The sequence below is a fragment of the Mycobacterium shunyiense genome, assembly GCF_058270075.1.
This window is the reverse complement of sequence record NZ_JBZDPU010000008.1, coordinates 84,152-106,071: the sequence shown is the minus strand read 5'-3', so window position 1 is coordinate 106,071 and position 21,920 is coordinate 84,152. Positions and strand designations below refer to the sequence as shown.

15 protein-coding genes are annotated in these 21,920 nt (G+C 67.5%); 11 read left to right on the top strand and 4 right to left on the bottom strand.

Translation table 11 applies throughout. The features are described from left to right. Positions 1 to 13: 13 nt before the first annotated feature. The 4 genes from AC4ELH_RS07215 (at position 14) to katG (ending at position 4,687) form a co-directional block, all read left to right on the top strand. Positions 14 to 436 (top strand): GtrA family protein, encoded by a 423-nt coding sequence (locus tag AC4ELH_RS07215; protein WP_498884094.1) that lies wholly within the window; start codon positions 14 to 16, stop codon positions 434 to 436. A 123-nt stretch (positions 437 to 559) separates the two neighbouring features. Then, positions 560 to 1,942, top strand: coding sequence for a decaprenylphosphoryl-beta-D-ribose oxidase (dprE1, locus tag AC4ELH_RS07210; protein WP_064957343.1), 1,383 nt, complete (start codon positions 560 to 562; stop codon positions 1,940 to 1,942). Between the two features lie 102 nt (positions 1,943 to 2,044). Beyond that, positions 2,045 to 2,449 carry a Fur family transcriptional regulator gene (locus AC4ELH_RS07205; RefSeq protein ID WP_064931554.1) on the top strand — a complete coding sequence of 135 codons (405 nt, stop codon included), beginning with the start codon at positions 2,045 to 2,047 and terminating at the stop codon, positions 2,447 to 2,449. A gap of 33 nt (positions 2,450 to 2,482) precedes the next feature. After that, a complete protein-coding gene (gene katG, locus AC4ELH_RS07200) occupies positions 2,483 to 4,687 on the top strand; it encodes a catalase/peroxidase HPI (RefSeq protein ID WP_498883658.1) in 2,205 nt (734 codons plus the stop codon). A gap of 61 nt (positions 4,688 to 4,748) precedes the next feature. Here katG and AC4ELH_RS07195 read toward each other — a convergent pair whose 3' ends face one another. From AC4ELH_RS07195 to AC4ELH_RS07185, 3 genes are all read right to left on the bottom strand, one after another. Continuing rightward, positions 4,749 to 5,375, bottom strand: coding sequence for a TetR/AcrR family transcriptional regulator (locus tag AC4ELH_RS07195; RefSeq protein ID WP_498883656.1), 627 nt, complete (start codon positions 5,373 to 5,375; stop codon positions 4,749 to 4,751). 1 nt (position 5,376) lies between these two features. After that, positions 5,377 to 6,459 (bottom strand): oxygenase MpaB family protein, encoded by a 1,083-nt coding sequence (locus AC4ELH_RS07190; protein WP_463806141.1) that lies wholly within the window; start codon positions 6,457 to 6,459, stop codon positions 5,377 to 5,379. A gap of 95 nt (positions 6,460 to 6,554) precedes the next feature. Next, positions 6,555 to 7,118, bottom strand: a complete 564-nt coding sequence (locus tag AC4ELH_RS07185) for a TetR/AcrR family transcriptional regulator (protein WP_498883654.1) — start codon at positions 7,116 to 7,118, stop codon at positions 6,555 to 6,557. Between the two features lie 83 nt (positions 7,119 to 7,201). On the opposite strand from AC4ELH_RS07185, the gene AC4ELH_RS07180 reads away from it, so the two are divergent. The 6 genes from AC4ELH_RS07180 (at position 7,202) to AC4ELH_RS07155 (ending at position 20,655) form a co-directional block, all read left to right on the top strand. Then, the gene (locus tag AC4ELH_RS07180; protein WP_498884093.1) at positions 7,202 to 8,080 is read left to right on the top strand and encodes an SDR family oxidoreductase; all 879 of its coding nucleotides are present in this window, start codon (positions 7,202 to 7,204) and stop codon (positions 8,078 to 8,080) included. A gap of 92 nt (positions 8,081 to 8,172) precedes the next feature. Next, a complete protein-coding gene (gene dprE2, locus AC4ELH_RS07175; protein ID WP_448446176.1) occupies positions 8,173 to 8,937 on the top strand; it encodes a decaprenylphospho-beta-D-erythro-pentofuranosid-2-ulose 2-reductase in 765 nt (254 codons plus the stop codon). Continuing rightward, positions 8,937 to 10,829 carry a galactan 5-O-arabinofuranosyltransferase gene (locus AC4ELH_RS07170; RefSeq protein ID WP_498883652.1) on the top strand — a complete coding sequence of 631 codons (1,893 nt, stop codon included), beginning with the start codon at positions 8,937 to 8,939 and terminating at the stop codon, positions 10,827 to 10,829. Before dprE2 ends, AC4ELH_RS07170 begins: the two co-directional genes overlap by 1 nt. Beyond that, positions 10,819 to 14,097: an arabinosyltransferase domain-containing protein gene (locus tag AC4ELH_RS07165; RefSeq protein ID WP_498883650.1), complete on the top strand. Its 3,279-nt coding sequence runs from the start codon at positions 10,819 to 10,821 to the stop codon at positions 14,095 to 14,097. Before AC4ELH_RS07170 ends, AC4ELH_RS07165 begins: the two co-directional genes overlap by 11 nt. Positions 14,098 to 14,191: 94 nt before the next feature. Further along, positions 14,192 to 17,458, top strand: coding sequence for an arabinosyltransferase domain-containing protein (locus AC4ELH_RS07160; RefSeq protein ID WP_498883648.1), 3,267 nt, complete (start codon positions 14,192 to 14,194; stop codon positions 17,456 to 17,458). Further along, entirely contained in the window at positions 17,455 to 20,655 is a 3,201-nt protein-coding gene (locus AC4ELH_RS07155; RefSeq protein ID WP_448446168.1) for an arabinosyltransferase domain-containing protein, read from the top strand. Before AC4ELH_RS07160 ends, AC4ELH_RS07155 begins: the two co-directional genes overlap by 4 nt. Positions 20,656 to 20,731: 76 nt before the next feature. On the opposite strand, the gene AC4ELH_RS07150 is transcribed toward AC4ELH_RS07155, so the two are convergent. Beyond that, complete coding sequence (locus tag AC4ELH_RS07150; RefSeq protein ID WP_448446166.1) at positions 20,732 to 21,181, bottom strand: SRPBCC family protein; 450 nt, start codon at positions 21,179 to 21,181, stop codon at positions 20,732 to 20,734. Between the two features lie 39 nt (positions 21,182 to 21,220). Here AC4ELH_RS07150 and AC4ELH_RS07145 point away from each other — a divergent pair, with 39 nt between their 5' ends. Continuing rightward, positions 21,221 to 21,829 carry a TetR/AcrR family transcriptional regulator gene (locus AC4ELH_RS07145; protein WP_448446164.1) on the top strand — a complete coding sequence of 203 codons (609 nt, stop codon included), beginning with the start codon at positions 21,221 to 21,223 and terminating at the stop codon, positions 21,827 to 21,829. Positions 21,830 to 21,920: the final 91 nt, after the last annotated feature.

Genomic DNA, 21,920 nt, shown 5'->3' with positions numbered 1-21,920 from the left:
GGCCGAACCTGTCATGTCGCCGACTCTTGACCTCAAAACGCAGGCGTTCCGGTTCCTCGTCACCGGCGGACTGGCCGCGATCGTGGACTTCGGCCTGTACGTCACCCTCCTTCGGCTGTTCTCCACGGTCTGGCACGTCGACGAGGACATCCGGGTCAACGTCGCCAAGACCATCAGTTTCATCGCCGGAACCACCACGGCCTACCTGATCAACCGGCGCTGGACCTTCCAGGCGCCGCCCAGCAGGGCCCGGTTCATCGCAGTCTGCGTTCTCTACGCACTCACCTATGCGGTGCAGGTGGGCATCAACTTCGTGTTCTACATGCAGTTCGAGAACCAGCCCTGGCGAGTGCCGGTGGCTTTCGTCATCGCCCAGGGCACCGCGACGGTGATCAACTTCATCGTGCAACGTGCGGTGATCTTCAAACTGCACTGAGTTGGCATCACCTCCACGAGAGTGACACCAGGGTTGTTCTGCGCACCGATCTGACAACCATCACGTCACACTCGGCGTTCAGTCGGGCTGGTCCGTGGCTACTGACGGGTACTCTCCTTAGCGATGTCGACTACTGACTTGCCGACCACTCCCAAGCGCCTGACAGGCTGGGGCCGGACCGCACCGACCGTGGCACAGGTGCTCTCTACCAGCGATCCCGAGGTCATCGTCAAGGCTGTGACCAGGGCCGCCGAGGAGAAGGGCCGGGGCGTGATCGCCCGCGGCCTGGGCCGCTCGTACGGCGACAACGCGCAGAACGGCGGCGGGCTCGTCATCGACATGTCCGCGCTGAACCAGATCCACTCGATCGATGCCGGTTCCCGGCTGGTCGACGTGGACGGCGGGGTCAACCTCGACCAACTGATGCGGGCCGCACTGCCCCACGGTCTGTGGGTTCCGGTGCTGCCGGGTACCCGTCAGGTCACCATCGGCGGCGCCATCGGCTGTGACATCCACGGCAAGAACCACCACAGCGCAGGCAGCTTCGGCAACCACGTACGCTCGATCGACCTGCTGACCGCGAGTGGCGAGATCCGCAAGCTCACCCCGGACGGCCCCGAAGCCGAGCTGTTCTGGGCGACGGTCGGCGGTAACGGCCTGACGGGCATCGTGCTGCGGGCCACGATCGAGATGACGCCAACGGAGACGGCGTATTTCATCGCCGACGGCGATGTCACCCACGGCCTCGACGAGACCATCGAGTTCCACAGCGACGGAACCGAGGACAACTACACCTACTCGTCGGCCTGGTTCGATGCGATGAGCGCCCCGCCCAAGCTGGGGCGCGCGGTGATCTCCCGCGGCTCGCTGGCGAAACTGGACCAACTGCCAGCCAATCTGCAGCGCGATCCCCTGAAATTCGATGCGCCGCAGTACTTCACCGCGCCGGACGTCTTCCCCAACGGTCTGGGCAACAAGCTCATCTTCGGTGCGATGACCGAGGTGTGGTACCGGTTGGGCAAGACCTACCGGGGTAAGGCGCAGAACCTGACGCAGTTCTACCACCCGCTGGACATGGTCGGGGAATGGAACCGCGCCTACGGTTCGAGCGGATTCACCCAGTACCAGTTCGTGGTGCCCACCGAGGCCGTCGACGAGTTCAAGCGCATCATGATCGACATCCAGCGGTCCGGGCACTACTCGTTCCTCAATGTGTTCAAGCTGTTCGGTCCGGGCAACCAGGCGCCACTGAGTTTCCCGATCCCCGGGTGGAACGTCTGCGTCGACTTCCAGATCAAGGCCGGCCTCAGCGAGTTCCTCACCGAACTCGACCGGCGTGTAATGGAATTCGGCGGCCGGCTCTACACCGCCAAGGACTCGCGGACCACGGCGAAGACGTTCCACGCCATGTATCCGCGTATCGAAGAGTGGCTGGCAGTGCGACGTAAGGTCGATCCCGACGGCTTGTTCGTCTCAGACATGGCACGCCGACTGGAGCTCGTCTAGCTCCTCACCGTTCACCTCGGATTGGCGAGAATTTTATTCTTGACTAATTCCAGAAAACGGGCCAGACTCGGTCCCGTGGCGACAACCGCGGACTTCCAGCAGATGCTGAGAAGCGCCGACATGCGTGTGACCCGCCCCCGAGTGGCGGTCCTGCATGCAGTCCATGCGCACCCGCACGCCGATACGGAAACGATCATCCGATCGGTGCGTGAAGACCTGCCCGAGGTCTCCCACCAAGCCGTGTACGACTCGTTGCATGCGCTGACCGCAGCAGCCCTGGTGCGGCGCATCCAACCATCCGGTTCGGTCGCCCGATACGAATCACGTATCGGCGACAACCACCATCACGTCGTGTGCCGATCATGTGGCGCAATCGCCGACGTGGACTGCGCGGCCGGGTCTGCCCCATGCCTGACCGCGTCACATGACCACGGTTTCGAGATCGATGAAGCCGAGGTCATCTACTGGGGTACTTGCCCCGAATGTTCCACTGCCCCAACTAGATAACCCTTAACCCGCCAGCCCCGGAAAGGATTTGTCATGGCCGACGCCGAAACTCACCCCCCGATTGGTGAAGCACAAACCGAACCCGCCGAAAGCGGTTGTCCCATGGTCATCAAGCCTCCCGTCGAGGGCGGCAGCAACCGCGACTGGTGGCCCAACGCGGTCAATCTGAAGATCCTTCAGAAGAATCCCCCCGCCATCGACCCGTCGGACGAGGGCTACGACTACCGCGAGGCCGTCAAGTCTCTCGATGTCGAGGCCTTCCAGCGCGATTTTGATGAGCTGCTGACCAATTCGCAGGACTGGTGGCCCGCGGACTTCGGTCACTACGGTCCCCTGTTCGTCCGCATGTCCTGGCACGCCGCGGGCACCTACCGCGTCGAGGACGGCCGCGGTGGCGGCGGGCGCGGCATGCAGCGCTTCGCCCCGCTGAACAGCTGGCCCGACAACGTCAGCCTGGACAAGGCCCGCCGTCTGCTGTGGCCGCTGAAGAAGAAGTACGGCAAGCAGATCTCGTGGTCCGACCTGATCGTCTACGCCGGCAACCGGGCGATGGAGCACATGGGTTTCAAGACCGCGGGCTTCGCCTTCGGCCGCCCGGACTTCTGGGAGCCCGAGGAGGACATCTACTGGGGCGCCGAGCACGAGTGGCTGGGCTCGCAGGAACGCTACGCCGGTGCCGACGGTGACCGCACCAAGCTGGAGAACCCGCTGGGTGCCAGCCACATGGGTCTGATCTACGTCAACCCCGAAGGGCCCGAAGGCAATCCGGATTACCTGGCCGCCGCCATCGACATCCGCGAGACGTTCGGCCGGATGGCGATGAACGACATCGAGACCGCGGCGCTGATCGTCGGTGGCCACACCTTCGGCAAGACCCACGGTGCCACCGACATCGAGAACGGTGTCGAGCCCGAGGCCGCCCCGCTGGAGCAGATGGGCCTTGGCTGGGCCAACCCCGGCCTCGGCAACGACACCGTCAGCAGTGGCATCGAGGTCACCTGGACGCACACCCCCACCAAGTGGGACAACAGCTTCCTGGAGATCCTCTACAGCAACGAGTGGGAGCTGACCAAGAGCCCCGCGGGCGCCAACCAGTGGAAGCCCAAGGACAACGGCTGGGCCAACTCGGTGCCGATGGCGCAGGGCACCGGCAAGACCCACCCGTCGATGCTGACCACCGACCTGTCCATGCGGTTCGACCCGATCTACGGCGAGATCACCCGCCGCTGGTTGGATCACCCTGAGGAGCTGGCCGAGGAGTACGCCAAGGCCTGGTTCAAGCTGATCCACCGCGACATGGGTCCGGTGACCCGCTACCTCGGTCCGCTGGTGCCCAAGCAGACCTGGGTGTGGCAGGACATCATCCCGGCCGGTAAGCAGCTGTCCGATGCCGACGTCGCCACCCTCAAGGCGGCGATCGCGGATTCGGGTCTGACCACCCAGCAGCTGATCGACACCGCGTGGAAGGCGGCGGCCTCGTACCGCTCGAGCGACATGCGTGGCGGCGCCAACGGCGGCCGGATCCGGCTGCAGCCGCAGCTCGGCTGGGAGGTCAACGAGCCCGAGGAGCTGGCGCCGGTGATCGCCAAGCTCGAGGAGATCCAGGCCGGTTCGGACACTGGGGTGTCCTTCGCCGATCTGGTGGTTCTCGGCGGCGTCGTGGGTCTCGAAAAGGCAATCAAGGACGCCGGTTTCGACGTCGCGGTGCCGTTCACCTCGGGCCGCGGCGACGCCACCCAGGAGCAGACCGACGTCGACTCGTTCGCCTACCTGGAGCCCAAGGGCGACGGCTTCCGCAACTTCGTGGCCAAGGGTGACACCCTGCCTGCCGAGTACCGCCTGATCGACCGGGCCAACCTGCTCGGCCTGTCGGGTCCGGAGCTGACCGTGCTGATCGGCGGCCTGCGCGTGCTGGGCGCCAACCACGGTGGCTCGGACGTCGGTGTCTTGACGGACAAGAAGGGTCAGCTGACCAACGATTACTTCGTCAACCTCACCGACATGGGCATCAAGTGGGCACCGGCACCGGCCGATGACGGCACCTACGTCGGCACCGACCGCGCCAGCGGCTCCCCGAAGTGGACTGCCAGCCGCGTCGACCTGCTGTTCGGCTCGAACTCGCAGCTGCGGGCGCTCGCCGAGGTCTACGCCGAGGACGATTCCAAGGAGAAGTTCGTGAAGGACTTCGTCGCCGCTTGGACCAAGGTGATGGACAACGACCGGTTCGACCTGGCCTGATCGCCTGACCGACAGGTAACGCAACACCCCGCGGGCTTCAAGCTCGCGGGGTGTTGTTGGCTCACTGGCCTTTTGCGCGCATGGCCCGATACGCCGCCTTACCGAACGTCTCCGCGACCAACTCGGCATCGCCATCGTCGTCAAGCATCTTCCGGACGGCCGCCTCACAGATCGCCAGGAACACCTCGACCAGCATCGGCAGCGTGACATCGACATCGGCGACCTGCCACCGTTGTAGCAGTGGGCTCATCGCCGTGGCGAGCTGACCCCGGATCCGCTCCCGGCCGGCGACGATCGCCGCGGTGAGCACCGGATCGGGATCGGCCGCGAAGATGATGCGCCACGAGGCCGGACGCTCGCGGACCGTGCTGTGCAGCGCGTGGAATCCATCGACGAACAGTTGCTCGATCGATCCGGTGCGCTCAGGTGGCAACAGTTCGAGCAGGCTCGCCAGCACCGCGTCGGTTTCCCGATCCAACAGTGCGGCAAGCACTTCCCCGCGGCCGGGGTAGCAGGCGTACACCACCGGCCGGGTGACACCCAGACGTCGCGCGATGGTCCCCATCGTCACGTCGGCCAGGCCCTGGTGCGCGGCGATCTCCAACGCGGTATCGAGCACCTGCGGCCGACGGCGGTCCGGGCCCAGGTGTTCGGCGCGGGCCCGGTTGGCTAGTGCGGCATCTTCCATGTCAACCGATGGTGCCAAGGATCGGCTGTGATTCCACGATTCCCTCGTCACTCGGCGCGCGGCCCTCGCCGAACACGCGGACCGCCTGCCTGTCGCGAAGCGCGAAGTGAGCCTGACTCGGTGCGTCGTAACCGAAGCGGCGCTGGGCCTCTCGCGGCGTCGTCGTCACGGGATCCTTCGGCGGGACGGACAGCAGGACCCGGGCGCCGATGGGCAGGGTCGCCGGCGAGAGCAGCCGCAGCAGGATCAGCTCGAGCCGGGTACTCATCGCGATCACCCGGAACCCGATCCGCAGCGGCAGCACGGCCAGCGCGTCGAGGACCCGGGATGTGCTGAGCCCGGCCATTTCCCGCATCCAGCGCGGCATCGTCGCCAGGGTGCCGCGGCGCAGGAAGGCAGTGATGACCGTGGTGCCGGGGCGCAGCAGCAGCGGCATCTTGGGCAACATCACCTCGGCACCGAGCAGGTGATGCATGGCCTGGCGGGCGATGTCCGAGCCGATCAGCTGGGGCCGCATCTGCTCGAAGTAGTCGCGGATGCCCTCGCGGGTCAGCGGAACGTCGGAGGGATCGCAGGTCTGCAGTTCGGCTGCGACCGCGCATTCCCGCCAGTACTGCAACTCCTCCTCGGGTGACAGCGGGCCGGGGCCGTACTTCTCGTAGGCCACCAGGATGGAATGCCAGGCGGTCAGGTGGATCCACAACTGCGAACCGGGATCGTTGGCGTCATACGTCTTTCCGGTGACGGGGTCGGTGCCGATGGCCTTGGAGTGGATCTTGACCAGGACATCGGCGGCCTTCGTGGTCGAACGGCTGTCGTCGAACGCCACCATGGCGAAGTACCGCAGCGTGCGGTCATAGCGGGTGCGCGGCCGCGCGTAGATCTCATGGGTCTTGTCGACCGCCGCGACCAGCGCGGGGTCGAGTTCCTCGATGACGACGGCCCGCTGAAACCCGATCGACAGCGAGGTGGGATAACTCCACACCTTCCAGGTCACCGAATCGGGACCGAAGAATCCGTAGTCCTCCCCCGGTTCGGTGTCGGGCAGTGTCAGCCAGTCGCGGATCGTCATGATCTCCCCCATTTCCTACACGGTGTAGAAAAAAGCTACGTCGTGTAGGAAATGCGGTCAATACCCTGCGCCCGAATTTTCCGACGGAGGTCGACCCGGCGCGGAGGTCAGTTCACGGTGACAGCTTTGAGCTCGGCGAACATCGCGTCGATCACATCAGCCAGATCTGCGCCATCGGATGCCGAGATCCATTGCCCGAAGGCCACTTTGAAAACCGCGACGCCGGCCTGCGCGGCCAGGCTCGCAGCGGGCTCGGCAACGCCACGGGCGCGCAGGGCCTCGGTCGTTGCGGTGGCCAGCGCGGCGAGCTTGGCGAGCTCGCGCTCCTGAAGGCCCGGGTTGGCGTCGATGACAGCCTGCCGCCGGCGGGCGTGGTCCCGCCGTTCGACGAAGATCGCCGTCACCGCCCCCAGCCCCGCCCTGACCATGTCCAGCGCGGAGGCCGACTCCGGCGCGTCCGCGATCGCACCCACGAGGGTGTCGCTCAGCAGATGCTCACCCCAGAACAGCACCTCACGCTTGTCGGCGAAATGACGAAAGTAGGTGCGCTCGGTAAGCCCGGCCCGCGCTGCGATCTCGGCGACGGCGGTCTGCTCGAAGCCCTGCTCCCCGAAGAGCTCGAGCGCAGCCTCTTCCAGCCGGCCACGGGCATTGGGTTCCCATCGCGCCATCCCGAGATCCTATGTGATGACAGTTGCTGACATCGTGCGTATCGTTGGCGATGACAGCAACTGACATCACTGTGGAGGTTCCCATGCGGATATTCGTCACCGGCGCATCCGGCTTCATCGGCTCGGCCGTCGTACCCGAGCTCATCGGGGCCGGGCATCAGGTCCTCGGTCTGGCCCGCTCCGACGCGTCGGCAGCTGCGCTGCGAACCGCCGGCGTCGAGGTCCACCGCGGCGACCTCGACGACCCGGACAGCCTGCGGTCAGGCGCACAGGACGCCGACGGCGTCATCCACCTGGCCTTCGTGCACGACTTCAACGAGTTCGCCGCCGCGAGCGAGATCGACCGCCGCGCGATCGAGACACTCGGCGAGACACTCGCCGGGTCGGACCGCCCACTGGTCGTGGCATCCGGCACCACCGGCATCCGGTTTGGGGAGGTCTCCACCGAGGACGACGCGGCGACGCCCGGGTTACCGCGGGTCTCCGAGGCGACGGCATTGGCGTTCGCCGACCGCGGCGTGCGCTCGTCGGTGGTGCGGCTGCCACCCTCGGTACACGGGCCGGGCGATCACGGATTCGTCCCGCAGCTCATCGAGATCGCCCGGGCACGCGGTGAATCGGGCTACCCCGGTGACGGCTCCAACCGCTGGCCGGCCGTGCACCGACTCGACGCCGCGAGACTGTTCCGGCTGGCCGTCGAATCGGCGCCCGCCGGTTCGCGACTTCATGCGGTCGACGAGGAGGGCATGCCGGTCGGCGACATCGCCGGCGTCATCGGCAGGCAACTGCATCTGCCCGTCACGGGCATCGCCCCGGACGCCGCGACGGAGCACTTCGGCTGGATCGGCACGATCTTCTCGCTCGATGTCCCCGCATCGAGCGTGCACACCAGGGACCGGTTCGGTTGGACGCCGACCGAGATCGGACTGCTCGACGACCTCGCGCTCGGCCACTACTTCTGATTCCCGATGGCCTGGCCTGGACGTTCGACCTCGCGGGACGGGACGCACGGTACCCTCGTCACGATGTCCCACGAGGCTTGGAGCTGCGCTAGATGGTGTTCGACGCCGTAGGTAACCCCCAGACGATTCTGCTGCTCGGCGGCACTTCAGAGATCGGGCTGGCGATCTGTGAGCGCTATCTGCGCGACGCGTCGGCCCGCATCGTGCTGGCCGCCCTGCCCGGCGATCCGGGCCGCGACGACGCGGTCGCCCAGCTGCGCAAGGCGGGCGCCAGCGCAGTCGAGGTCATCGACTTCGACGCGGTCGACACCGCCAGTCACCCCGACGTGATCGACAAGGCGTTCGCCTCCGGTGACGTAGATGTCGCGATCGTCGCGTTCGGCCTGCTCGGTGATGCCGAAGAGTTGTGGCAGAACCAGCGCAAGGCCGTGCAGATCGCCGAGATCAACTACACCGCAGCCGTTTCGGTCGGTGTCCTCGTCGGCGAGAAGATGCGGGCACAGGGCTACGGCCAGATCATCGCGATGAGCTCGGCCGCCGGCGAGCGGGTGCGTCGCTCCAACTTCGTCTACGGCTCCACCAAAGCCGGGCTCGACGGGTTCTACCTCGGCCTCGGCGAGGCGCTGCGCGAATTCGGACCGCGGGTGCTGGTGATCCGGCCCGGGCAGGTCCGCACCCGGATGAGCGCCCACGTCAAGGAAGCCCCGCTGACCGTCGACAAGGAATACGTCGCCGAACTGGCCGTCACCGCGTCGGCCAAGGGCAAGGAGCTGGTCTGGGCGCCGGGTGCGTTCCGCTACGTGATGATGGTTTTGCGGCACATCCCGCGCTCCATCTTCCGCAAGCTCCCCATCTAATGCCGGCCGGAGTGGCCGGTCCGGCCAGGGTGGCCGGACACATGGTGATCGCCCTGATGCTCGCCTCGGCGGTGGCCGGGGTGTCGATCGCGGCGATCGCCCAGGTCCAATGGCCGGCCTACAACACGTCCAACCAACTGCACGCACTCACCACGGTGGGCCAGGTCGGCGCGTTGGCCGGAATCTTCGCCGCCGGTCTGATCTGGCGGCGCGGCCGGCGCACCCTGGCCCGGCTGGTCGGCCTGATCTTCCTGTCGGCCTTCTCGGTGGTCACCCTGGCGATGCCGCTGGGCGCGACCAAGCTCTACCTGTTCGGGGTCTCGGTCGACCAGCAGTTCCGCACCGAATACCTCACCCGGCTCGCCGACACCCCCGGCCTGCACGACATGACCTACTTCGGGCTGCCGCCGTACTACCCGGCGGGCTGGTTCTGGATGGGCGGGCGCATCGCCGCGGCCACCGACACCCCGGCCTGGGAGATGTTCAAGCCCTGGTCGATCGTCTCGATCACCATCGCCGTGGCGCTGGCATTCGTGTTGTGGGCCACCATGATTCGCTTCGAGTACGCGCTGATCGTGACGACCGCGAGCACCGCGGCGATGCTGGCCTACTCCTCCACCGAGCCCTACGCCGCGATCATCACCGTGCTGTTGCCGCCGGTGTTCGTGCTGGCCTGGTCGGGGCTACGGGGCAAAACCCGCAACGGTGGGTGGGCCGCCGTCATCGGCGTCGGGATCTTCCTCGGCTTCGCCGCCCTGCTCTACACCCTGCTGTTCCTCTACTGCGCATTCACGCTCACCATCATGGGGCTGGTGCTGGCCGTGGCGCGCCGCAGCATCGACCCGCTGCTGCGGCTGACCGTCATCGCCGTCATCTCCGGGGCCATCGCCCTGCTCACTTGGGCCCCGTACCTACTGGCGTCGTTGCGCGGTGAACCCGCCGAGAAGGGCACCGCCCAGCACTACCTGCCCGACGCCGGCGCCCAGCTGACCTTCCCCATGCTGAGCTTCACCCTGCTCGGTGCGCTGTGCATGCTCGGCACGCTGTGGCTCGTGATCCGCGCCCGCAGCTCGACCCGGGCCGGGGCCCTGGCCATCGCGGTGCTCGCCGTCTACGCCTGGTCTCTGCTGTCGATGTTGACCACCCTGGCCGGCACCACCCTGCTGTCCTTCCGGCTTCAGCCCGCACTGACCGTGCTGCTCACCACCGCAGGGGCGTTCGGATTCGTTGAATCGGCACAGGGCCTGGCCCGTCTCGCAGCGAGGCGCTACCGGGCCGAAACCGCGCGGCGGGTGGTCGCCGCAGCCACTGCCATCGGCGCGATCGGCGCCGTCACGTTCAGCCAGGACATCCCCGATGTGCTGCGCCCCGACATCAACGTGGCCTACACCGACACCGACGGCACCGGCCAGCGGGCCGACCGCCGGGCTCCGGGGGCCGAGCGCTACTACCGCGAGATCGACGCCAAGATCGCCGAGGTCACCGGGGTGCCGCGGAACCAGACCGTGGTGCTGACCGCCGACTACAGCTTCCTGTCGTACTACCCCTATTACGGGTTCCAGGGGCTGACGTCGCACTACGCGAACCCGCTGGCCGAGTTCGACAAGCGGGCCAAGGCCATCGAGGGCTGGGCCACGATGGGCAAGGCCGACCAGTTCGTGAAGGCGCTCGACGAAATGCCCTGGAAGGCGCCGACAGTGTTCTTGATGCGCCATGGCGCGAACGACACGTACACGCTGCGCCTGGCCTCCGACGTCTACCCCAACCAGCCGAACGTGCGCCGTTACCACGTGGCGCTCGACGCGGCCCTGTTCGAAGATCCACGTTTCGAGGTGACCGACATCGGCCCCTTTGTCCTGGCGATCAGAAAGCCAACCCCCGATGGCCATTAGTTCCGGCGCAGATACGCCGATAGCATCAGAGCCCGTGACGGGACCGCAGGGAACCGCCGGCAGCAACCACCGGACGGTGCGGCTCATCGCGATCGTCGCCGGTTTGCTCGGCGTATTGATGGCGGTGGCAACACCGCTGCTTCCGGTCAAGCAGACCACCGCCCAGCTGAACTGGCCGCAGAACGGCACCTGGCAGAGCATCAACGCGCCACTGATCGGGTATGTCGCCACCGACCTGACCATCACCGTGCCGTGCCAGGCCGCGGCCGGACTGGCCGGGCCCGAGAACCGCGGCAAGACAGTCCTGCTGTCGACCGTGCCCAAGCAGGCCCCGAAGGCAGTCGACCGCGGGCTGTTGATCGAGCGGGTCAACAACGACCTGCTTGTCATCGTGCGCAACACTCCGGTGGTCAGCGCGCCGCTGGCCGCCGTGCTCAGCCCGGCCTGCCAGTCCCTGACGTTCACCGCGCACGCCGACAAGGTGACCGGCGAATTCGTCGGGCTGACACAGGGCGACGCCAGCGAAACCGCCGACGACCCGACCGCACCTTTGCGTGGTGAGCGCGGCGGCTATGACTTCCGTCCGCAGATCGTCGGCGTCTTCACCGACCTGTCCGGGCCGGCACCCGAGGGCCTGAAGTTCTCGGCCACCATCGACTCCCGCTACAGCAGCGCCCCGACGCTGCTCAAGATGCTGGCGATGATCATCGGGGTGGCGATGACCGTCATCGCGCTGGGCGCCCTGCACCGTCTCGATACCGCCGACGGCGTCCGGCACCGTCGCTTCCTCCCACCCCGCTGGTGGTCGATGACGCCGCTGGACGGGCTGGTCACCGCGGTTCTCGTGTGGTGGCACTTCGTCGGGGCGAACACGTCGGACGACGGCTACATCCTGACGATGGCCCGAGTGTCCGAACACGCCGGCTACATGGCCAACTACTACCGCTGGTTCGGCACGCCCGAAGCCCCGTTCGGCTGGTACTACGACCTGCTGGCCCTGTGGGCCCACGTCTCCACCAACAGCGTCTGGATGCGGCTGCCCACACTCGTGATGGCACTCGCCTGCTGGTGGGTGATCAGCCGCGAGGTACTTCCGCGCCTGGGCCGCGCCGTCAAGACCAACCGCGCCGCGGCCTGGACCGCCGCGGGCATGTTCCTGGCGTTCTGGCTGCCGCTCAACAACGGGCTGCGCCCTGAACCGATCATCGCCCTCGGCATCCTGCTGACCTGGTGTTCGGTGGAGCGCGGGGTGGCCACGAACCGCATGTTGCCGGTGGCGATCGCGATCATCATCGGCGCGCTGACACTGTTCTCCGGACCCACCGGCATCGCTGCCGTCGGCGCCCTGCTGGTCGCCGTGGGACCGCTGAAAACGATTGTGGCCCGGCATACCTCACGCTTCGGACACCTGCCGCTGCTGGCGCCGATCCTGGCGGCCTGCACCGTGACGATCATCCTGATCTTCCGTGACCAGACCCTGGCCGGCGAGCTGCAGGCCAGCACCTTCAAATCCGCCGTCGGCCCCAGCCTGGCGTGGTTCGACGAGCACATCCGCTACTCGCGGCTGTTCACCTCGAGCCCGGATGGTTCGGTGGCGCGGCGCTTCGCGGTGCTGACGCTGCTGGTGGCGCTGGCCGTGTCGGTGGCGATGACGCTGCGCAAGGGCCGCATCCCCGGCACCGCCGCCGGTCCGAGCCGGCGCATCATCGGCATCACGATCATCTCGTTCCTCGCGATGATGTTCACCCCGACCAAGTGGACCCACCACTTCGGCGTGTTCGCCGGTCTGGCCGGATCGCTCGGCGCACTGGCCGCGGTCGCGGTGACCGCCGCAGCGATGAAGTCCCGGCGCAACCGGTCGATGTTCGCCGCACTCGTGCTGTTCGTGATGGCTCTGTCGTTCGCGACGGTCAACGGCTGGTGGTACGTCTCCAACTTCGGAGTGCCGTGGTCAAACTCGTTCCCCGAGTGGCACTTCGGATTCACCACGATGCTGCTGGGCTTGTCGGTGCTGGCCCTTCTGCTGGCCGCCTGGTTCCACTTCACCGACCGCGACCAGTCCCCGGACGAGCCGCAACGCCGCTGGCAACGGATCGTGCAATCGCCGCTCGCGATCGCCGCCTGGGTGCTGGTGATGTTCGAAGTGGTGTCGCTGACCCTGGCGATGACCGAGCAGTACCCGGCCTGGTCGGTCGGACGCTCCAACCTCGAGGCGCTCACCGGCAAGACCTGCGGACTGGCCAACGACGTGATGGTCGAGGAGAACGCGAACACCGGCCTGCTGGCACCGATCAGCGAGCCGCCGGGGCAGGCACTCGGCGCGGTCACCGCGCAGGGATTCGGTCCCAACGGCATCCCGTCGGACGTCTCGGCCGACCCGGTGATGGAACAGCCCGGTGCGGGCAACTTCGCCGACACCGACTCGGGCACCGTGACGGGCAGCGAAGTCGGCACCGAAGGCGGGACCACCGCGGCCGCCGGCGTCAACGGATCCCGGGCCCGGCTGCCCTACGGACTCGACCCCGCCACCACCCCGGTGCTCGGAAGCTGGCGGGCCGGCACCCAGCAGCCCGCGATCATGCGCTCGGCCTGGTACCGGCTGCCCGACCGGGACAAGGCCGGACCCCTTCTGGTCGTCTCGGCCGCAGGCCGCTTCGATCCGGGCGAGGTCGTGGCCCAGTGGGCCACCGATGCCCAGGCCGCCGAGAACAAGCCCGGCGGCGGTGTCGGGTTCGCCGATGTCGGCGCAGCGCCGGCCTGGCGCAACCTGCGCGCCCCGATGGCCGCCATCCCCCACGAGGCCACCCAGATCCGCCTGGTCGCCTCCGACGACGACCTGGCCCCGCAGCACTGGATCGCGGTGACCCCGCCGCGGATCCCGGAACTGCGCAGCCTGCAGGACGTGGTCGGCTCCGAGGACCCGGTGCTGCTCGACTGGCTGGTGGGTCTGGCATTCCCGTGCCAGCGCCCGTTCGGCCATCAGTACGGCGTCACCGAGGTGCCCAAGTGGCGGATCCTGCCGGACCGCTTCGGCGCCGAGGCCAACTCGCCGGTGATGGACTACCTGGGTGGTGGCCCGCTGGGCATCTCCGAACTGCTGCTGCGGCCGTCGAGCGTGCCGACGTATCTGAAGGACGACTGGTTCCGGGACTGGGGCTCGCTGCAACGGCTCACACCCTGGTATCCGGACGCCACAACGGCCCGCCTGGACCTGGGCACCGCGATCCGCAGTGGACTGTGGAGCCCGGCGCCGCTGAGGCACAGCTGATCAAACCCGTGCTTGATTAGAAGTTCACACACACTCTCGCCAAAAGGGCGACGGTGGCCAGGGCTCACATACGGGTCGCATAACATCGAGCCTCGTGCCTTCCGATGAGCCAACCGACCGTGTTGTGGGCATCGCACGCCTGATCGCCATCGTCGCGGGCATCGCGGGTGTGGTGCTGTGCGCGCTGGTGCCGCTGCTGCCCGTCAAACAGACCACCGCGACCATCCAGTGGCCGCAGGGCACCGATGCCGCAGGCAACGTCACCTCGGTGACGGCCCCGCTGGTGTCGGGCGCCCCGCAGTCCCTCGACGTGTCCATCCCGTGCTCGGCGATCGCGACGCTGCCCGCCGAGGGCGGCCTGGTGTTCTCCACGATCCCCTCGGGCGGCATCGACGCCAGCCGAAACGGCCTGTTCGTGCGGGCCAACCCCGAGACCGTGGTCGTGGCGTTCCGCGACTCGGTGGCCGCCGTCGCGCCCCGCGCCGCCATCAACGCGGGCGGCTGCAGCGCGCTGCACCTGTGGGCGAACCTCGGCGATGTGGGCGCTGACTTCGTCGGCATCCCCGGCGCCACCGGCACCGCGGCCGTGGAGAAGAAGCCTCAGGTTGCCGGCCTGTTCACCGACCTGAAGATGGCGCCGCAGCCGGGTCTGTCCGCCCGCGTCGACATCGATACCCGCTTCATCACCACGCCGACCGCACTGAAGCTGCTGGTGATGGCGCTAGGGGTGGTGTGCGTGGTGGCGTCGATCCTCGCGCTGGCCGTGCTGGACCGCCGGAGCAGCCACCGGATCCGCAGCGCCTGGCGCCGGTTCGTGAAGGTCCCGCTCGCCACCTGGATCGCCGACATCGGCGTCATCGGCGGCCTGCTGGTGTGGCACGTCATCGGTGCCATCTCGTCGGACGACGGCTACAACCTGACCATCGCGCGGGTGTCGGCCGACGCTGGGTACACCGCCAACTATTTCCGCTACTTCGGCACCACCGAGGCCCCGTTCGACTGGTACCAGTCCGTGCTGGGCCACTTCGCGGCGATCAGTACGGCCGGGGTGTGGATGCGGCTGCCCGCCACCCTGGCCGGCATCGGCACCTGGTTGCTGCTGAGCCGTTGGGTGCTCCCCCGCCTCGGACGACGCGTCGCACTGAACCGCGTCACCGTGTGGACCGCCGGCGCGGTGTTCCTGGCCGCCTGGATGCCGTTCAACAACGGCCTGCGCCCCGAACCACTGATCGCCTTCGGCGTGCTCGCGGTGTGGGCGCTGGTCGAGAATACGATCGCCACCCACCGACTGTGGCCGACCTGCCTGGCGATCATCGTCGCGGCGTTCAGCGTCACGCTGGCCCCGCAGGGACTCATCGCGCTGGCCCCGCTGCTGGTCGGCGCCCGCACCGTCGTCAGGATCATCAAAGCCCGGCGCATCGCCCTGCCCGCACTGGCCACGCTCGCCGGGTCGGCCGCACTGATCTTCGTCGTGGTGTTCCGCGACCAGACCCTGGCCAGCGTCGCCGAATCGGCCCGCATCAAATACACCGTCGGCCCGACCATCTCGTGGTACCAGGAGTTCCTGCGCTACTACTTCCTGACCGTCGAAGATTCTGTCGACAGCTCGTTGACGCGCCGGTTCGCGGTCCTGGCGATGATGCTGTGCCTGTTCGGCATGATCGCCGTCCTGCTGCGCAAGGGCCGGGTACCCGGACTGGCCAGCGGCCCCGTCTGGCGGCTGATCGGCACCACCGCGATCGGCCTGCTGCTGCTGCACTTCACCCCGACCAAGTGGGCCGTGCAGTTCGGTGCCTTCGCCGGGCTGGCCGCCGGGCTCGGGGCGGTGACGGCGTTCGCCTTCGCCCGGGTGGGCCTGCACAGCCGACGCAACCTCGCCCTGTACGTGACGGCGCTCCTGTTCGTCCTGGCGTGGGCCACCTCCGGTACCAACGGCTGGTTCTACGTCGGCAACTACGGCGTGCCCTGGTTCGACCGCCAGCCCGTGATCGCCGGGTTCCCGGTGACCACCATCTTCCTGGCCCTGGCCATCATCACCGCGGTACTTGCCGGCTGGCTGCACTTCCGGATCGACTACGCCGGTCACACCGAGGTGGCCGACACCCGACGCAACCGCGTGCTGGCGTCGACACCGCTGCTGGTGGTCGCAACCATCATGGTGGTCCTCGAAGTCGGCTCGATGGCAAAGGGATTCGTCCAGCGCTACCCCGTCTACACCACCGCCAAGGCCAATGTCTCGGCGCTGACCTCGGGGTTGTCGTCCAACAGTTGCGCCATGGCCGACGACGTACTCGTCGAGGCCGACACCAACGCGGGCATGCTGCAGCCGGTGGAGGGCCAGACCTACGGCGAGTACGGGCCGCTGGGCGGCGAGAACCCAGTTGGGTTCACCCCCAACGGAATCAGCGACACGCTGGAACCGCCGAAGCCCGTGGTCGCCAACCCCGGCACGGTCAACTCGGACGGTTCACCCAACAAACCCAACGTCGGCATCGCATACGCCGCAGGCACCGGTGGTGGCTACGGACCCGTCGGCGTCAACGGTTCCCGGGTGTACCTGCCGTTCGGCCTCGACCCGGCCCGCACCCCGGTGATGGGCAGCTACAAGGAGAACACCGTCGCCGCCAAGGCCACCTCGGCCTGGTACCAGCTGCCGCCCCGCACCGCGGACCGTCCCCTCGTGACGGTCGCCGCCGCCGGCGCCATCTGGTACTACGACGAGGAACACGAGTTCCACTACGGCCAGTCGCTGAAACTGCAGTGGGGCGTGCACCGCCCCGACGGCAGCTTCCAGGCACTCGACGCCGTACAGCCGATCGACGTGTTCGCCCAATATGCCTGGCGCAACCTGCGTTTCCCGCTGGCGTGGGCACCGCCGGAGGCGAACGTGGCCCGGATCGTCGCCGATGATCCCAACCTCTCCGAAGACCAGTGGTTCGGCTTCACCCCGCCGCGGGTGCCGACCCTGCAGACCGCGCAGCAGTTCCTCGGCACGCAGACCCCGGTGCTGATGGACATCGCGACCGCCGCGAATTTCCCGTGCCAGCGCCCGTTCTCCGAGCATCTCGGTGTCGCCGAGCTGCCGGAGTACCGGATCCTTCCCAACGTCAAGCAAGTGGTGGTGTCGTCGAACATGTGGCAGTCCGCCCAGAAGGGTGGCCCCTTCCTCTTCATCCAGGCGCTGCTGCGCACGTCGACCATCCCGACGTACCTGCGCGACGACTGGTACCGGGACTGGGGCTCGATCGAGAAGTACGACCAGGTGGTCCCGGCCGGCCAGGCGCCGGTCGCCACGATTGATCAAGGGACGCAACGAGTGTTCGGCTTCAGCCGGCCCGGACCGATCCGGGCCCTGCCATGAGCGTGACCCTGCGCGAACACAGCGCCGACAAGAATGTGCAGATGACCCGCTGGGTCGCGATGATCGCCGGACTCATCGGCTTCCTGTGCGCGGTGGCCACACCCCTGCTGCCGGTGGTGCAGACCACGGCGACGCTGAACTGGCCTCAGCAAGGTCAGCTCGGTAACGTCACCGCCCCGCTGATCACCCAGACGCCGGTCACCATGTCGATCACGATCCCGTGCGAGGTGATCCGGTCGGTGCCGCCCGAGGGGGCGATGGTGCTCGGCACCGCCCCCAAGGAGGGCAGGCAGGCCGCGCTGAACGCGTTGTTCGTCAACGTCAACGCCAAACGCGTCGACATCACCGACCGCAACGTGGTGATCGCCAGCGTCGCGCGGGAGAAGACAGACTCGCCTGCTTGTCAACGCATCGAGATCACCTCGTCAGACGCCGGCACCTTCGCCACTTTCGTCGGGCTCACGGGTACCGACGGCAAAGAGTTGCGCACCGGCTTCGCCGACCCCAACCTGCGGCCCCAGATCGTCGGTGTCTTCACCGAGCTGAGCGGAGCTGCACCGCAAGGTCTTTCGTTGTCGGCCACGATCGACACCCGGTTCACCTCCAAACCCACCGCACTCAAGCTGGTGGCGATCCTGCTCGGCATCGCCGCCACCGTGGTGGCACTGCTGGCGCTGTGGCGCCTCGACCGGCTCGACGGCCGGCGGATGCACCACGTGATCCCGTCTCGCTGGCGCACGTTCAGCGCCGTGGACGTGGTGGTGGTCGGCGGGTTCCTGAGCTGGCACGTGATCGGCGCGAACTCATCCGACGATGGCTACATCCTGCAGATGGCGCGGGTGGCCGACCATGCCGGCTATATGTCGAACTACTTCCGCTGGTTCGGCAGTCCCGAGGACCCGTTCGGCTGGTTCTACAACCTGCTGGCCCTGATGACCCATGTCAGCGACGCCAGCATCTGGATGCGGCTGCCCGACCTGATCTGCGCGCTGGTCTGTTGGCTCCTGCTGTCGCGTGAGGTGCTGCCGCGCCTCGGACCTGCGGTGATCGCCTCCAAGCCCGCACTGTGGGCCGCGGGCCTGGTGCTGATGGCCGCCTGGATGCCGTTCAACAACGGGCTGCGTCCCGAGGGCCAGATCGCCACCGGCGCACTGATCACCTACGTGCTGATCGAACGGGCCATCATCTCCGGACGGCTGACTCCGGCCGCCATGGCGATCATCTCCGCAGCCTTCACCCTCGGCATCCAGCCGACCGGCCTGATCGCCGTCGCCGCGCTGCTCGCCGGTGGCCGCCCGCTGCTGCGCATCCTGGTACGCCGCCGGCGCGTGCTGGGCGTGTGGCCGCTGGTGCTGCCGCTGCTCGCCGCGGGCACGGTGATCCTGACCGTGGTGTTCGCCGACCAGACGCTGGCAACGGTGCTGGAGGCCACCAGGATTCGCACCGCGATCGGCCCGAGCCAGGAGTGGTACACCGAGAACCTGCGCTACTACTACCTGATCCTGCCCACCGTCGACGGCTCACTGTCGCGCCGGTTCGGGTTCATCATCACCGCACTGAGCCTGTTCGCCTCCCTGTTCATCATGTTGCGGCGCAAGCGGGTTCCCGGTGTGGCCCGCGGGCCGGTATGGCGGCTGATGGGCATCATCTTCGCCACCATGTTCTGCCTGATGTTCACCCCCACCAAGTGGGTGCACCACTTCGGCCTGTTCGCCGCCGTGGGTGCGGCGATGGCGGCGGTGGTCACGGTGCTCGCCGGGCCTGCGGTCCTGCGCTCGGCGCGTAACCGGATGGCCTTCACCGCGGCTGTGCTGTTCGTGCTGGCGCTGTGCTTCGCCACGACCAACGGCTGGTGGTACGTCTCCAGCTACGGCGTGCCGTTCAACAACGACAAGCCAAACATCGGCGGAGTCACGGTGAGCGCCATCTTCTTTGCGCTGTTCGCCATCACCGCGCTGTGGGCGTACTGGTTGCACCTGAGACCCTCTGCCGAGGGCCGGGTGGCGCGGGCACTGACCACCGCACCGGTGCCGATCGCGGCCGGGTTCATGGTCGTGGTGTTCGTCGGTTCGATGCTCTACGGCGTGGTGCGCCAGGACGGCACCTACTCCAACGCGTCCTCGAACCTGCGGGCCTTCGCCGGCGGCTGCGGCCTGGCCGACGATGTGCTGGTCGAACCCGACACCAACGACGGGTTCCTGACCCCGGTGCCGGGCGAGTACGGCCCGCTCGGGCCGCTGGGAGGTACCGCACCGACCGGGTTCACCCCCAACGGCGTGCCGGACCACATTGTCGCCGAGGCGATTCGGATCACCGTCCCGATGCCGGGCATCGACGCCGACTGGAATGCACCTGCCGAGCTGAAGACCCCGGGCATCAACGGCTCGACCGTGCCGCTGCCCTACGGACTGGACCCGGCCCGCGTGCCGCTGGCAGGCAGCTACGTCGAAGGCCCGGCCCAGCAGGAGAGCAAGCTGGCCTCCGCCTGGTACCAGCTGCCCGCTCCCGACGCCGCCCACCCGCTCGTGGTCGTCACCGCGGCCGGAACCATCACCGGCAACAGCATTTTCAACGGCCGCACCGAAGGTCAGGCGGTCGAGCTGGAGTACGGGCGGCCCGGGCCCGACGGCGCCGCCGTCCCGGCCGGACGCGTGACGCCCTACGACCTCGGTCCGATCCCGTCCTGGCGCAACCTGCGCTTCGACCGCAGCGAGATCCCGGCGGATGCGACGTTCGTCCGGGTGATCGCCGAGGACAAGTCGCTGTCTCTCGGCGACTGGATCGCGGTCACCCCGCCCCGCGTTCCCGAGGTCAAGACCGTGCAGGAGTACATCGGCTCACAGCAGCCCGTGCTGATGGACTGGGCTGTGGGCCTGGCCTTCCCGTGCCAGCAGCCGATGCTGCACGCCAACGGTGTCACCGAGGTGCCGAAGTTCCGCATCACCCCGGACTACAACGCCAAGATGAAGGACACCGACACCTGGGAGGACGGCATCAACGGCGGTCTGCTGGGCATCAGTGACCTGCTGCTGCGCCAGCATGTGATGGCCACCTACCTGAACAAGGACTGGGGTCGCGACTGGGGCTCGCTGCGCAAGTTCGACACCATCGTCGACGCGACACCCGCGGAGGTCGAGCTCGGGACGGCAACACATTCCGGGCTCTACAAGCCGGGCCGGATCCGTATCAAGCCGTAACGTTCCGTCAGAGGCATCGAGTGGCCAGTTGTGACACGCGTACAACGAAAATCCGTGTCATAACTGGCCAATCGCGCTAGCCAGCCGACGACTTTTCGGCGGCGGCAACCAGCTTGCGTGCCAGCGTCCCGAGCACGACCCGCAGAACCAGCCGGTAGGCCAATCCGACCACCCGCCAACGCGTCTCGAACCGCCCGCGCCAGGTCACCTCGGTACCGTCGGCAACCTCGTCAAACGTCACCTGTGCCTGATAGTCGCGGATCGGGCCGTCGGTGAGCATGGTGTAGCCGTGCCGGCGGTCCGGTTCGTGGATGGTGGTCATCTCGTGGGTCGGTTTCCGGCGCATGCCCACCGCCCTGATCGCCCCGACGCCGCCGTCATCGGCCGGGCCCCGCGTCTCCCATGCCGAATAGGGAATCAGGGGTGCGGCCCACTCGGACCAGCGGGATCCGTCGGACACGATGGCGAACAGGGTTTTTGGCGACGCCGTTGCGTGGCGCCGAATGACGCATTCGTAGCGGTTCACGGTCGGGACTTTAACAGAACGATGTTCTATTATTGCGGAATGCCGGAACCCTCCCCGCCGTTCACCCGCGCACGCAGCGAGGCGCAACGTCAGGACCGGTCGTCCCACGTGTTGACCGCAACGCGGCGATGCCTGGAGGAAACCGGTGCGGCCACCCTGACATTGGGCGACGTGGCCGCAGCAGCCGGACTCGCGAAGTCGGGCATCCTGCGGTACTTCGGGTCACGCGAGGCGCTGCTGCTGCGGGTGATGTACGACGAACATCTGTCCTGGATCGAGGCCCTGGCCGACGAACTCGGTCGGTCAGCTCCCGCGGCGGCACTGGCCCGCACACTGGCAGCCCACCCGGTGCTGTGCGATCTCATCGCGGCCTCACCCGTGCTCATCAATCGACTCGACCCGGAGGGCTTCCGCACCCTGACGACTCAGGGCGAAGCCGCACAGCGGCGACTCGGCTCGGCGCTGCAGCAGTCACTTCCGTTGTCCGACGAACAGCTCCGATCCCTGACGGCCGCCGTCCACGCCTTCACCGGTACCGCGTGGGCCTGGGCGACGCCGAACTCGGCCGGGCGCGACGCCATGGTCACCGACTTCGAAGCAACCCTGAGACGGCTGCTCGAGATCTTCATCGCAGGCCTGCACGGGTGATTACAGCGAATACGAGTGCCCTGTGGACAACTTGTGGATAGTTTTCGGCAGCCTGAGCATCACAGCTTTTCAGGAGCCACGTTTTCGAATT

Coding starts and splice junctions, on each gene's coding strand:
- AC4ELH_RS07205 (WP_064931554.1), top strand. CDS start 2,045: ATGCTGAGAAGCGCCGACATGCGTGTGACCCGCCCCCGAGTGGCGGTC.
- AC4ELH_RS07195 (WP_498883656.1), bottom strand. CDS start 5,375: ATGGAAGATGCCGCACTAGCCAACCGGGCCCGCGCCGAACACCTGGGC.
- dprE1 (WP_064957343.1), top strand. CDS start 560: ATGTCGACTACTGACTTGCCGACCACTCCCAAGCGCCTGACAGGCTGG.
- katG (WP_498883658.1), top strand. CDS start 2,483: ATGGCCGACGCCGAAACTCACCCCCCGATTGGTGAAGCACAAACCGAA.
- AC4ELH_RS07185 (WP_498883654.1), bottom strand. CDS start 7,118: ATGGCGCGATGGGAACCCAATGCCCGTGGCCGGCTGGAAGAGGCTGCG.
- AC4ELH_RS07190 (WP_463806141.1), bottom strand. CDS start 6,459: ATGGGGGAGATCATGACGATCCGCGACTGGCTGACACTGCCCGACACC.
- AC4ELH_RS07170 (WP_498883652.1), top strand. CDS start 8,937: ATGCCGGCCGGAGTGGCCGGTCCGGCCAGGGTGGCCGGACACATGGTG.
- AC4ELH_RS07145 (WP_448446164.1), top strand. CDS start 21,221: ATGCCGGAACCCTCCCCGCCGTTCACCCGCGCACGCAGCGAGGCGCAA.
- AC4ELH_RS07155 (WP_448446168.1), top strand. CDS start 17,455: ATGAGCGTGACCCTGCGCGAACACAGCGCCGACAAGAATGTGCAGATG.
- dprE2 (WP_448446176.1), top strand. CDS start 8,173: ATGGTGTTCGACGCCGTAGGTAACCCCCAGACGATTCTGCTGCTCGGC.
- AC4ELH_RS07215 (WP_498884094.1), top strand. CDS start 14: ATGTCGCCGACTCTTGACCTCAAAACGCAGGCGTTCCGGTTCCTCGTC.
- AC4ELH_RS07165 (WP_498883650.1), top strand. CDS start 10,819: ATGGCCATTAGTTCCGGCGCAGATACGCCGATAGCATCAGAGCCCGTG.
- AC4ELH_RS07180 (WP_498884093.1), top strand. CDS start 7,202: ATGCGGATATTCGTCACCGGCGCATCCGGCTTCATCGGCTCGGCCGTC.